The organism is Lysinibacillus telephonicus (assembly GCF_039654155.1).
Classification (GTDB): Bacteria; Bacillota; Bacilli; order Bacillales_A; family Planococcaceae; genus Ureibacillus; species Ureibacillus telephonicus.
In genome coordinates, this window is the sequence record NZ_CP155468.1 from 2,784,730 (window position 1) to 2,797,001 (window position 12,272).

Annotated in this window: 12 protein-coding genes; all 12 read right to left on the reverse strand. The window is 33.5% G+C overall.

The features are described from left to right. Positions 1–84: 84 nt before the first annotated feature. Entirely contained in the window at positions 85–1,041 is a 957-nt protein-coding gene (locus tag MKY04_RS13440) for a PhoH family protein (protein WP_126292750.1), read from the reverse strand. 3 nt (positions 1,042–1,044) lie between these two features. After that, complete coding sequence (locus tag MKY04_RS13445) at positions 1,045–2,169, reverse strand: sporulation protein YqfD (protein ID WP_126292751.1); 1,125 nt, start codon at positions 2,167–2,169, stop codon at positions 1,045–1,047. After that, positions 2,153–2,407 (reverse strand): hypothetical protein, encoded by a 255-nt coding sequence (locus MKY04_RS13450; protein WP_126292752.1) that lies wholly within the window; start codon positions 2,405–2,407, stop codon positions 2,153–2,155. The genes MKY04_RS13445 and MKY04_RS13450 overlap by 17 nt, the downstream gene beginning before the upstream one ends. 90 nt (positions 2,408–2,497) lie before the next feature. Further along, positions 2,498–2,992 (reverse strand): hypothetical protein, encoded by a 495-nt coding sequence (locus MKY04_RS13455; protein ID WP_126292753.1) that lies wholly within the window; start codon positions 2,990–2,992, stop codon positions 2,498–2,500. Between the two features lie 36 nt (positions 2,993–3,028). After that, complete coding sequence (gene floA / locus MKY04_RS13460) at positions 3,029–4,027, reverse strand: flotillin-like protein FloA (protein WP_126292754.1); 999 nt, start codon at positions 4,025–4,027, stop codon at positions 3,029–3,031. Beyond that, positions 4,024–5,355 carry a nodulation protein NfeD gene (locus MKY04_RS13465; RefSeq protein ID WP_346234575.1) on the reverse strand — a complete coding sequence of 444 codons (1,332 nt, stop codon included), beginning with the start codon at positions 5,353–5,355 and terminating at the stop codon, positions 4,024–4,026. The genes floA and MKY04_RS13465 overlap by 4 nt, the downstream gene beginning before the upstream one ends. Before the next feature lie 274 nt (positions 5,356–5,629). After that, positions 5,630–5,803 carry a 30S ribosomal protein S21 gene (rpsU, locus tag MKY04_RS13470; RefSeq protein ID WP_004227078.1) on the reverse strand — a complete coding sequence of 58 codons (174 nt, stop codon included), beginning with the start codon at positions 5,801–5,803 and terminating at the stop codon, positions 5,630–5,632. 110 nt (positions 5,804–5,913) lie between these two features. Further along, on the reverse strand, positions 5,914–6,582 hold the full coding sequence (gene deoC, locus MKY04_RS13475; RefSeq protein ID WP_126292756.1) for a deoxyribose-phosphate aldolase: 669 nt from the start codon (positions 6,580–6,582) through the stop codon (positions 5,914–5,916). Between the two features lie 250 nt (positions 6,583–6,832). Beyond that, on the reverse strand, positions 6,833–8,182 hold the full coding sequence (mtaB, locus tag MKY04_RS13480; protein WP_346234576.1) for a tRNA (N(6)-L-threonylcarbamoyladenosine(37)-C(2))-methylthiotransferase MtaB: 1,350 nt from the start codon (positions 8,180–8,182) through the stop codon (positions 6,833–6,835). 200 nt (positions 8,183–8,382) lie between these two features. Beyond that, complete coding sequence (locus tag MKY04_RS13485; protein ID WP_185807618.1) at positions 8,383–9,522, reverse strand: Ger(x)C family spore germination protein; 1,140 nt, start codon at positions 9,520–9,522, stop codon at positions 8,383–8,385. Beyond that, the gene (locus MKY04_RS13490) at positions 9,515–10,978 is read right to left on the reverse strand and encodes a spore germination protein (protein WP_126292759.1); all 1,464 of its coding nucleotides are present in this window, start codon (positions 10,976–10,978) and stop codon (positions 9,515–9,517) included. Before MKY04_RS13490 ends, MKY04_RS13485 begins: the two co-directional genes overlap by 8 nt. Positions 10,979–10,988: 10 nt before the next feature. Continuing rightward, on the reverse strand, positions 10,989–12,110 hold the full coding sequence (locus tag MKY04_RS13495) for an endospore germination permease (protein ID WP_346234577.1): 1,122 nt from the start codon (positions 12,108–12,110) through the stop codon (positions 10,989–10,991). Positions 12,111–12,272: the final 162 nt, after the last annotated feature.

Consider the following 12,272-nt stretch of genomic DNA (forward strand, 5'->3'; position numbering starts at 1 on the left):
ATTCTTATTAACGAGTTTGTAATTTTTTTGAACTGGACTTATTTGATTACCCATTTCAAAATCTTGGATTGCTTCATTTTAATTTTATAGTTCCTGCTCTGTGTAGGCTTGGATTACTTTTGCTACGAGTGGGTGACGAACAACGTCTCCAGCTTCGAGAGTTTGAAAATGTATATCCTTTACATATTTCAATGTACGTTCCGCAACAATTAGGCCTGATTCGGTATTCTTTGGTAAATCAATTTGTGATTTATCTCCCGTAATGACCATCTTTGAGCCAAAACCTAAACGTGTTAAAAACATTTTCATTTGCATATGTGTTGTATTTTGTGCCTCATCTAAAATAACAAATGCATCGTCCAACGTACGGCCGCGCATATAAGCAAGTGGTGCAATTTCAATTGTTCCACGTTCTATTAGCCGTTGTGTTTGTTCTGACCCATATATATCATGCAGCGCATCATATAGGGGACGTAAATAAGGATCCACTTTTTCCTTTAAATCACCTGGTAAAAATCCTAGTGATTCCCCTGCTTCTACAGCAGGTCGTGTTAAAATAATTCGTTTAACATGGCCATTTTTCAAACTTTGTGTTGCCATTACAACAGCTAAATACGTTTTTCCTGTACCTGCTGGACCGATACCAAAAACTAGGTCATTATGACGAATCGCTTTTATGTACTCGCGCTGACCAATTGTTTTTGCTCGAATTGGCTTTCCTTTATGATTTCTTGCTATTTCTTCCTCATATAATTCAGCAAAATATTCAATTGTCCCTTTATTCACCATTTCAATTGCGGTTGCAACGTCACGCAAATCTATATTAATTCCTTTTCGAATTACTTTAAGCAGTGCCAGCATAAGTTCGGTAACCTGCTGCTTATGAGCTTCTTCTCCAGCTATTTGAATTACTTCACCACGAGTAATAATTTGAACATGAAATGTTTCTTCAATTAGTTTTAAATTCGCATCAGACATACCAAGTAACATTACTGCTTCATTTGGGTTTTCAACTTGTAATTCCGATAATTGTTCTGACATAAATCAATCTCCTTGGTCAATTGGGTAATTTCTCGCAATATTTTCATTTACCAAAAATAGGACTTTCCCTTTAACTTTATCATCATCGAATGTAACGTGCAAAATGTTTTCTTTTTTTATAACCGTTTTCGGTGGTAAAGATTTTAAAATTTTTTCGTGCAATAGTGGCAAGATAAACGATTCGATTTGTTCTTCTGTTATCTCTTCCGTAACAGCAATATACTTTTGAGTCCTTTTGATTTCGATAAATCTTGAAAGCCATTCTGGTAAATCGACTTTTTGAAACGATTTTCCCTGCTCCTTTTCATTATTAATTTTGAAATCAAATGTCCACTCTCTATTACTAGCTGAAATGAATTTTACAGTTCTAGGAATCGTAAATTCTGTTTCTAGCCAGTAATCAGCATACACTTCACCTTCAGCACCAACTACTATAGATTTATCTCCAACTGTAATTACCCCTGAAACAAGTGTATCCCCTTCATATACAGTTGTATTCGGTGAAACGCGACGTTCTCCACTAGAAATTTCGAAATGTGTAATAACACCGCTTTTTGCAGCCACTAAATGATTTTTCTTATTGCTTATATTATCTTTATTATCAGTTATTGGTGCGAGCTGTGGTGCTATCGTCATGCTGCTGCCATTTTTTAGAATATGCACCCAAGATAGATCTCTAATCTCTTCCATAATAGTTTGTCTAATTTCAAAATCCGACTTCACTTGATGTTTAAAAATAGGCCCTTTTAAAGCTAGCTTCTCTTCAATAACCTCTTCAACCGCAACTCTCATTTCAGGTGTTTCTGCCTCAACACTTATTTTCCAAACAATTTGTGAACAAATAATCGGAATACTAATTAACAATAATAATCCAATTACTGTCCAGCTATTTTTTTGAAAAATTCGAGATACTTGTAAATAACGAATTTTAACCTTAAGTTCATACTTTTTTCTTGAAGCACGTACGATTGAAAGATCCTTTCTCGCAATTTCAAATTTTATCTCATTCTCTAGATGTGTTATATTTTTAATTTTAACTTTTTTTGAATGTAGATGCTGTATAAAAGCATTTGCTGCTCCTTTTCTTGTAACACTTATTTCAACAGGACGATTATCGTATTTTTTCATATGGACTCACCTGTCGTTTCATTTCAATATTTAACAGCTCTTCTACATGTATTATAAATTCTTCTTCTTTTAACACATCTATATGTACACGTTTTGCTTTTATTAACACAGAAAAATCCTCATAAAGAAATGAACAATGTTTTTCTGAAGCCTCCAGAAATTTATATGTTCCAATTATTCGCAATTGGCGACAATTTATCATTTCAATTAATGGATCAGTTTGAAATAACTTTTTCAATTAAAATGCCCCCTTTCGCAAAGTATATGCTTTGAAAAAGGGGGGCATGAATTTAATAATGTAAATAATAGTTTCGAAACCTCTTCATCATTACCGCTGCTTTGCCTTTGGAGGACCTAATATTTCTGTAGTAATAATTGCTTGCACCAATGCTTCTCTTGTAGTTGGGACAATGCTTCCAATTTCTTTCTGTTTAATCTTATCCAATGAATGATTTGAAGGTGCTTCTTTCGTTGACCGAACCGAACGATTAACATCAAGTGTTGGTCTAGTAACAGATCTAGTTTGATTCGATTCTACTTCATTGAAGGAATTATGAGATTTTGCATCCTCCAGTTTTTCTTTTGCTTTTCCAGAAGTTTGTGTATTTGTCGTATCACTTAGCTTCTGAAAAATTTCACTGGCAAAATCCTCGAGCGACTTTGTTGTCGTTCGACCGGTCTCTTTTTGTTTCGGTTGATCGAACATTTGGGTATTTGGTTTATTATTAAATGGAGGCATAGGCTTTTGCTGTTTCGTCTTTTTATTTCCACTTAATAAAGAGCTAATGACAAAAAGCGCCACCATTAACAATATAGTTCCCATCTCGCTAAACACTCCCTTCAAAGGTGTGTATTGTGATTATTTTTCAGGTGCATCAGGTTTATCGTTCGTTACCTTTGCAATTGAATCTCTCATGGAAGTATCTGCTTGAATATTTTTATAATTCATGTAATCCATAATTCCAAAATTACCAGAACGCAATGCCTCTGCCATCGCCATTGGAACCTCAGCTTCAGCTTCGACTACTTTTGCTTTCATTTCCTGAACTTTTGCAACCATCTCTTGCTCTTTTGCAACAGCCATTGCTCGGCGTTCTTCAGCTTTTGCTTGTGCAATGTTTTTATCTGCTTGCGCTTGTTCTATTTGTAATTCTGCACCAATATTTTTGCCGACATCAACATCTGCAATATCAATGGATAAAATTTCAAAAGCTGTTCCAGAATCTAAACCTTTCGATAGAACAGTTTGTGAAATTAAATCTGGGTTTTCTAATACTTTGGAATGACTTTCAGATGACCCGATTGTACTAACAATACCTTCACCAACACGAGCAATAATTGTATCTTCACCAGCACCACCAACTAATCGGTCAAGATTTGCACGTACTGTAATACGAGCCTTAGCTTTTACCTCAATCCCGTTAATTGCTACACCAGCAATAAAAGGTGTTTCAATTACTTTTGGGTTTACTGACATTTGAACAGCTTCTAATACATCACGTCCAGCTAAATCTATAGCTGCACAACGCTCAAAGGATAATTCAATATTAGCACGCTGAGCTGCTATTAAAGCGTTAATTACGCGGTCTACATTACCACCAGCTAAATAATGTGATTCTAATTGGTTTATTGTAACATTTAAACCTGCTTTATGTGCTTTGATTAATGGGTTAATTATACGTGCTGGAATTACACGACGTAATCTCATCCCAATTAATGTGAAAATACTAACTCGCACACCAGCTGCAAGAGCACTAATCCATAGTGCAATTGGAACAAATGTTAGGATTACAGATAATACAATGATAATTAAAACGATTGTTATAATTAAACTAATTGCTGCTGCATCGATAATCATTCTTCTTCAACTCCCTTATTTATTTCTCTTACTACAATGCGTGAACCTTCTACTTGAATCACTTCAACTTTTTTATTGGAACCGATAAAGCTTCCTTCTGACACTGCATCGATTCTTTCATTATCAACTACAATCGTTCCCGCTGGGCGAAGAGGTGTTATTGTTGTGCCTGCTTTTCCTAGCAAGTCGATACGATTCACATTGGAAACATATCCTTCCTCAGTAGTTGTAGCATCCCTCAAAATGAGCTTATTAAAGACATGTAAGTTTTTCCCTAAAAACTTCATTATTATCACCATCCCTATTACTGCAATAAACAGTGCGATTAAAATTGAATACGCCATATGAACCACACTTTCACCTGCAAATAATAAACTAATAATCATAAGCGCCCCGCCAATTATACCAATAATTCCTCCTGGTACGAATAATTCAGCAATAAGCAATATAAACCCAATAACAAATATTAAAATAGATTCATATCCTGCAAACCCAGCAACTGTATGACCAAAAAAGAATGCAGCGAAAGACAAAAGTCCAATTAGTCCGGGTATACCGAACCCTGGAGAAAACAATTCAATTACTAAACAAAGGCTCGCAATTGATAATAGAACTGTTACAACAATAGGGTTTGTTATAAATCTTGCCAATTTTTCTGCAAAGGTCGGTTCAATGGACACAATTTCACTATTAGAATGCCCTATTTTTTCAAGAAGCTCATCAAAATTTGCAACAGTTGCTTTTGAATATTCTACTTTAAATGCTTCTTCTGCTGATAATGTCAAAAGTTTTCCTGAAGGAGCACGATATTCAGGCAAATGCACTGACTTATCAGCCATTGCTTGAGCATATCTAGTATCTTTCCCTGAGGATTCTGCTGCTGCTACCATTGCACTAATCCATGCACTATTCGCCTTTTCATGTGCAGTATTTCCTTGTCCATCAATAATTGCAGCTGCACCAATTGTTCCATTTGGCACCATATAAATTTCATCAGCATGAAGAGCTAAGAAGGCACCTGCTGAATACGCTTTCGAATTAATAAATGCAATAGTTTCAATATCAGCTTCATCGATTAATTTTGCAATGTCTTCTGCAGCATCAACATAGCCGCCAGGGGTATGTATTTCTAAAACAATTGTTTCTGCATTCGAATCAATCGCTTCCTTATAAGCTCTTTCTAAAAAAGCTTTTAAACCTTTTTCAACTTCATTCTCAATTTTAACATGATAAACTTTTCCATCTGCATGAGCAGTTAAGGTTGGTGATAATAATAAAAAAGAAATAAATAATAATATAATCCAATGTATGCCTTTTGAATGTCTCATTTCCACCCTCCTTCCATAGAAACCCGCTGATAGTTTATTTACGGATTAAAATTGAAAAGGTTTCAAAAAGTATTTATCTTACTTTATTTTATACATTTTTCAATATAAATTCTAAAATTATCTATAATATATCTATAAAAAGATCAATCATTTAATTTTTCCATAAATGTAAAATACCCTAGTATCTGTAGATCTACAAATACTAGGGTATATCATTTTTTTCCTTAGTGAATCATAAAATTGCGTGTTATGAACGTAGGGATTGTCTAGGAAATTACCACTTACGTTTACGTGCAGCTTCTGATTTCTTTTTACGTTTTACGCTCGGTTTTTCATAAAATTCGCGTTTTCTTACCTCTTGAATTGTACCACTTTTAGATACAGTACGTTTGAAGCGGCGAAGAGCATCTTCAAGCGATTCGTTTTTTCTAACGACAGTTTTTGACATCTCTCTTTCCCTCCCTCCGAACACACGTCAATACACAAAAAACTCTGGTTACTTGTGTACTAAAGAATTATATCGTATCCTCTACCTACAGTCAATAGTAAGAATTCGATTTAATAGTTAGATTCGGAAGTTAAGCCATTCATGATTGCTACACCAGAGCTTGCACCAATTCGAGTAGCACCTGCTTCTATCATTTTTTGCATATCTTCTAGACTTCGCACTCCACCAGAAGCTTTAACACCGAGTTCTGGCCCAACAGTTTTACGCATAAGCGCTACATCTTCACTAGTTGCACCGCCAGTTGAAAACCCTGTTGAAGTTTTAACAAAATCAGCACCAGCTTCTACAGAAAGTTCACATGCTTTTACTTTTTCTTCATCTGTAAGTAAACAAGTTTCAATAATTACTTTCACTAAAGTACCATTTGCCGCATCTACTACAGCTTTAATATCATCACGAACGACTTCAAATTCTTTATCTTTCAAGGCGCCGATGTTGATAACCATATCTATTTCTTGCGCACCATTGGCAATTGCATTTTTTGTTTCAAACGCTTTTACTTCAGACGTTGTCGCACCTAATGGGAAGCCAATAACAGTACAAACTTTTACATTTGTATTTGCTAATAGCTGCGAGCTTAAACTAACCCAAGTTGGATTTACACAAACTGAAGCAAACTCATATTTTTTTGCTTCTTCACATAATTTTTCAATTTGATCTCGAGTTGCATCTGCTTTTAAAAGTGTATGATCGATCATTGAAGCATAATTTTGAGTCATAGATATTACTCCTTTTTATTTTTAAGTTGTCCGTACCTCTCCTATAATACCATTATTTTATAGAATTGCGAAATGACAGAAATTTAAAAGAAATTAAATAAGCTAGTTCTAATGACAACCTTTACGCTTATTAATAATTTTATTCATAAAAACAGGCAAAACCATAATTCGGTTTTACCTGTTTTTAGTAGTAATCTAATTGTTTTTAATAGATAATCTCAACTTATGAAGCTAAGAATTTTCTAGTTTTTTATTGAACTTGTTCTTCTAAAACTCTTACAAACTGACCTTCATTGTATGGATAGCCAGCTTTTACAATTTTCACTTTAATAAGCTTTCCGATTAACTCCTCATTGCCTTCAAACACAACACGTAAATAGTTATCTGTGTAGCCAACGAAAAGATTGTCTTGATCGGATTCTTTATATTGCTCTTCAGGAATTATTTCTAGTACTTCTCCTTCAAAGCGAGAAGCATATTCTTTTGCTAATTGATCATTTAATGTTAGCAAACGATGTACGCGTTCATTTTTAATTTCTTCATCTACTTGGTCTTCCATGCGTGCTGCAGGAGTTCCTGTACGTTTTGAGAATGGGAATACATGAAGTTCTGCAAATTTATGTTTTGCTATAAAATTATACGTTTCCATAAATTCTTCTTCCGTTTCGCCAGGGAAACCAACAATTACATCAGATGTAATAGCTAACTCAGGCAAAGCTTCATTTAGACGTTCTAAACGTTCAGCAAAGAAATCCATCGTATATTTGCGACGCATCCGTTTCAACACTGTATCTGATCCAGATTGAATTGGAATGTGCAAATGTCTAACAACAATATTTGAATTTTTTAATACTTCAATTACTTCGTCTGTTAATTGGGAAGCTTCAATCGATGAAATACGTAAACGTTTTAAACCTTTTACATTTGCTTCTAAATCACGAAGCAATTGCGCTAGATTATAGTCTTTAAGATCTTGGCCATAACCGCCTGTATGAATACCTGTAAGGACGATTTCATAATAACCAGCATCTACAAGTTGCTGTGCTTGTTTAATCACTTCTTGTGGATCGCGTGAACGCATTAAACCACGTGCCCAAGGGATTATACAAAATGTACAGAAGTTATTGCATCCTTCTTGGATTTTAAGTGATGCTCGTGTACGGTCTGTAAAATAAGGTACATCTAATTCTTCGTAAACACGATTTTTCATAATATTGCGCACTGCATTTATTGGTTGGCGTTCTTGTCTATATTGATCAATGTAGCCAAGCATTTTTTGACGATCTTGTGTGCCGACTACAATATCAACACCTGGAATTGCCATAATTTCTGCAGGAGATGTTTGTGCATAGCACCCTGTTACGCAAATTACAGCATCAGGATTTTGACGAACTGCACGACGGATCACTTGACGTGATTTTTTATCTCCTGTATTAGTTACAGTACATGTATTGATTACATAAACATCTGCTTGATGTTCAAAATCAGTACGCTCATATCCTTGTTCTTTAAAAAGCTGCCATATAGCTTCTGTTTCGTAATGGTTTACTTTACAACCTAAAGTATATAGAGATACGGTTTTCGGACGCTCGTAACTCATAATCTATATCATCCTTTCAATAGTTCACCTACAAATAATAACGTTTTTAATAATAACATAAAATTTTGTGTTGAGCCTACTTTTGCATCATTTTAAAAGAAAACCCTATTACTCGTTCTGTTTTCTGGTTAAAGTATCCGTATCTGATTATTATTACTGGTATAAGCAATTTTTTAAAAAATCTATTTTATCCCATTCTCTTATTCAATTGTGTCCCTAAAGTTCTTTCTACCCGATGTTAGCTTCTCAATGTTTATTTTTATATTAATTGAATCTTCATCTAATTCAATCTGACCATCTTTTTGTAGTTTCTTCCATGTCTTTATTTCCTTACGATATAAAATTTCTGATAATTTGAAAACGTCGACATTCATTTCAATAGCAGTCTGGTAGGTTTGTTCAATTTCTTTTTTTACTTTCTTCATAATAAGATTCTTAATTTTATCAGATGTTAAATTCCCTTCAAAGCTTCCTAATGAGGCCGTTAAGCGAACATTTATATCAAATTTGACATCATTTCCATTAATAATAGGATCTATTTTTACTTTTACATTGCGAAGAACTGCAGAAAAATATTTATCTTCCTCATAAATGGTTGTAATTTCTCCTCTTATCGTTTTATTTGATATCCATTGAAGACCGTTCGCTTGATCATCTTTAATATAACCTTTAAATTCATTTGGTGTAATAATGCCAATACCACTTATTTCAACGGAAGAAAGCGGTTCGTTCTGAGTTTTCCAGTCTTCCTTTAATTTTATATATGGAATATTCGCTTCGTGAGCAGGCTCGTTAAGATTAATAATTAAGTTTCTTATATCTAAAGGTTCTATATATGATTCCTGTTCGAAAGAATTTAAAGGATCTGCAATTTTCGTCAATGTAATCGATTTTTTTAATAATGGAAGTGCAAGCAAAAATTCATCTAAAGGTTCATCTGTACAATAAAGCCAAATATTGTACCTCGTATCACTAAAACCAGTTATTGTATTAATAACAGAGTCAATTCTCCCTTGTTTTAAAGCCGATTCACTAAAAATAATAAATGAAAAATGTCCCCAATAAACCTTTTCATCGATTCCGTGATAAAGTTTGAAAAGTGCTTCATCAAAAGTTTTTCCTGATGCAGATGACACTTGTGATTGAAAAAGATCTTGATTAGGTTGATCTGTTTTGGCGACATTTGCAAAACTAATAATTTGAATCGTTGCTTTATATTCTCCATCTTTAAAATCGATACCAGCACCGAAAACATAATACATACGTTCGTTTTCATCCAAATCCCAACAGCCAGCTAGTAAAAAGGGGATTAAAATAACAAGTAAATATTTTTTAGTCATTGGAGTTCCTCTCATTATTACGACTTTCATCTTGAGGGTCTAAAAAATTAGGTCTAAATTTATATTTATACTTTGGAAGTCTGAATAAAGTTTTTTTCAAATTATTAAAGCTTAAATCTGCTGAAATATTTAAATATGGTACTCCAAATACACGAGTATTCGCGACATATAGAATGAAAAGATAAAAACAAATAAAAAATCCAAACAATCCTAAAAATGCGGTTACAATTATAAAAAGTATTCGTATTATGATAACAAAGTTCTCAAATTGTTGGTTTACTAGGGTATAGGATGCAATTGTTGAAGTTGCGATCACTACTACCAATGCCGGGCTTGTAATACCAGAACGAATTGCAGCATCCCCAATAATTAGTCCGCCAATCACACCGATAATGCCGCCAACTTTTGATGGGAGACGTAAACCAGCTTCTCGGAGTATTTCAAACATCATAAGAATGATAAGCATTTCTAAAACTGCTGGAAACGGTAATCCAATGTTTGTTATAACAACTGTTGCAAGTAATTGTAAAGGTAATTGATCTTGATGAAAATGTGTCAATGCAAGCCAAAATGAAGGGAGGAGAATTCCAACTATACCACCAATTAGTCTAATAAATCTTTCAAATGTCCCATAAATAATTGAGCTTTCGTAATCTTCCCCTGTTTTTAATAAATAAAAAATATTTACAGGTGTAATAACGCCATATGCTACACCGTCAACTAAAATTAAAAACCTTCCGCGAATTAATGATTGTATGGCAAAGTCAGGTGTTCCCGTATAGTTTGTAGCCGGTAATAGCCAATTTTTTTCGTTTACAAATTCCATTAATGAATCAGCGCTAATAATAATATCTGTATCAATTTTTTTTAACTGTTTTTTTAATTCAGTTAAAATATCCTTATTGGCAATATCGTCAAAATAGAGCAGGGCAATTTTCGTTTTAGAACGTCTACCTAGCTCCATTTTTTCTACACATAATGAATTTGTTGGAATACGTTTCCGAATGAGCGCAATATTTGTAGCGAGATCCTCGATGAAATTATCTCTAGCCCCTCTCACCATTACTTCCATATTTGTTTCTTCGGGATTACGATTCGGTTTTTGTGCTATATTGCAAGAATATAACAACTGAGATTCCTCGAAAAATAGGATGAGATTACCGTTGAAAACAGCTGTAATGATATCATCATTTTTAGTTAATTTTTTTATTTCTGGAATAGGTAACTGCTCAATAGCTTCTTCAGTGATTGTTTGATTTGAAGAATTTAGATAAAGATTTTCAATATTAGGAAGAACGACAGTATATAAAATTTGCTGATCAATCATTGATTCACATTTTATTGTAAAAACCTTTGATTGTTGAAAAAAGTATTCTTGGAATATTACATCTTCAGATTTTTGAAAAAGTTGCTTCAATTTTGTAACCATTGGTAATGATTGTCCAGCTGTGTTCATTAATGTTTCACTACCTTCTGTTTAGTTTTATCTTGGACGTTGGACGAGTCTTTTTGTTATTCTTTTTACTGAATGCAGCAATTCCTCCTAATATAAGAGAAAGAGTAAAGAAATAAATCAATGTTGTAATTAGCATTCCACCACTGTTTAAATCAATAAACAAATTGTCATCTAATAAAAAGATGATTAAGCTAATAATGAAAAAAGGAGGAGCTAAATAAGACCATATTTTTTTTCTGTTTCCAGTTATATTTAATATGTCCGCTGCAATGAATAATAATAACCCAACTCGAATAAATGTACCTGTTAACCATTGATAAATTGATAAGAAATCCATATGTTCAATGAAACGACCAATTGTAACAAGTGACCATTCTTCATAAGCAGGATATCGTTGCTTAGTTGCTTCTTCTGGTCCAAATGCTGTAATTGCACCTATGAGTGGTCCCAATGTTAACCCCATTAAAATAAAGACCATAATTGCAAGATGATACCATTTGAATTTTTGTTTAAAATGATGCTGCAGAAAAAGAAGTAAAGTTAACTCAATAAATCCAGAAACCGGATACACTATTCCTTTTATGACAGGCAATAAACCATCTTCAAATAAAGGAAACAGGTAATTGTAATCTTTCACTTGAATATTTGCAAAAGCGACAAAAAAACCAAAGACCACAACAAAAAATAATACAAAAGCATTCACAATAACAAGTGTTACAATGTTTGTAGAAACGAGTAATAGACAAACAATTATATAAATCGATAATAGTAACAGGGGAGGTGTTTGAACTAAAAATGTTGTAGAAATCCATAAAACGGTTTCACGCATCGTGAATGCAGCTAAAATAAATAGAAATAGCACAGTGCTGTATAAAATAATAGATGAGCCTATTTGACCTATTTTTTCCTTTAACCAATGCTTAATTGGTTGCTGATTTGATTTATTTTGTATATAGATAATTAAAAATAGCCATGGTAACATACATAAAACTGCCAATATAACAGAAGCCCATCCATCTCTTTTTACATTGTCTATAATAGGTGGTAGGATGGTCACGTGATTTTTCAACCCAATAAATGTCATAACTAAAAAAACAACATGTAAAATACTAATTTTCCCAACCCTACTCATACAATCCCCCTAAAACTAATTAGTTAAATTATTAGTTTTGACATAATTGCAGAAAATTAGTATTAATTTGGAGATGAAAAGTCAGGACAAAGCAAAAAACATCCTTTTTTTAGATAAGAAAAAGCTCGTGGTACTTTATTTTGGAAGAAACTTCAAAGAAAC

What these genes read in the sequence shown, in the direction of transcription:
- MKY04_RS13440 (WP_126292750.1), bottom strand. Translation starts at nt 1,041, where the DNA reads ATGTCAGAACAATTATCGGAATTACAAGTTGAAAACCCAAATGAAGCA.
- MKY04_RS13445 (WP_126292751.1), bottom strand. Translation starts at nt 2,169, where the DNA reads ATGAAAAAATACGATAATCGTCCTGTTGAAATAAGTGTTACAAGAAAA.
- MKY04_RS13455 (WP_126292753.1), bottom strand. Translation starts at nt 2,992, where the DNA reads ATGGGAACTATATTGTTAATGGTGGCGCTTTTTGTCATTAGCTCTTTA.
- floA (WP_126292754.1), bottom strand. Translation starts at nt 4,027, where the DNA reads ATGATTATCGATGCAGCAGCAATTAGTTTAATTATAACAATCGTTTTA.
- MKY04_RS13465 (WP_346234575.1), bottom strand. Translation starts at nt 5,355, where the DNA reads ATGAGACATTCAAAAGGCATACATTGGATTATATTATTATTTATTTCT.
- rpsU (WP_004227078.1), bottom strand. Translation starts at nt 5,803, where the DNA reads ATGTCAAAAACTGTCGTTAGAAAAAACGAATCGCTTGAAGATGCTCTT.
- deoC (WP_126292756.1), bottom strand. Translation starts at nt 6,582, where the DNA reads ATGACTCAAAATTATGCTTCAATGATCGATCATACACTTTTAAAAGCA.
- mtaB (WP_346234576.1), bottom strand. Translation starts at nt 8,182, where the DNA reads ATGAGTTACGAGCGTCCGAAAACCGTATCTCTATATACTTTAGGTTGT.
- MKY04_RS13485 (WP_185807618.1), bottom strand. Translation starts at nt 9,522, where the DNA reads ATGACTAAAAAATATTTACTTGTTATTTTAATCCCCTTTTTACTAGCT.
- MKY04_RS13490 (WP_126292759.1), bottom strand. Translation starts at nt 10,978, where the DNA reads ATGAACACAGCTGGACAATCATTACCAATGGTTACAAAATTGAAGCAA.
- MKY04_RS13495 (WP_346234577.1), bottom strand. Translation starts at nt 12,110, where the DNA reads ATGAGTAGGGTTGGGAAAATTAGTATTTTACATGTTGTTTTTTTAGTT.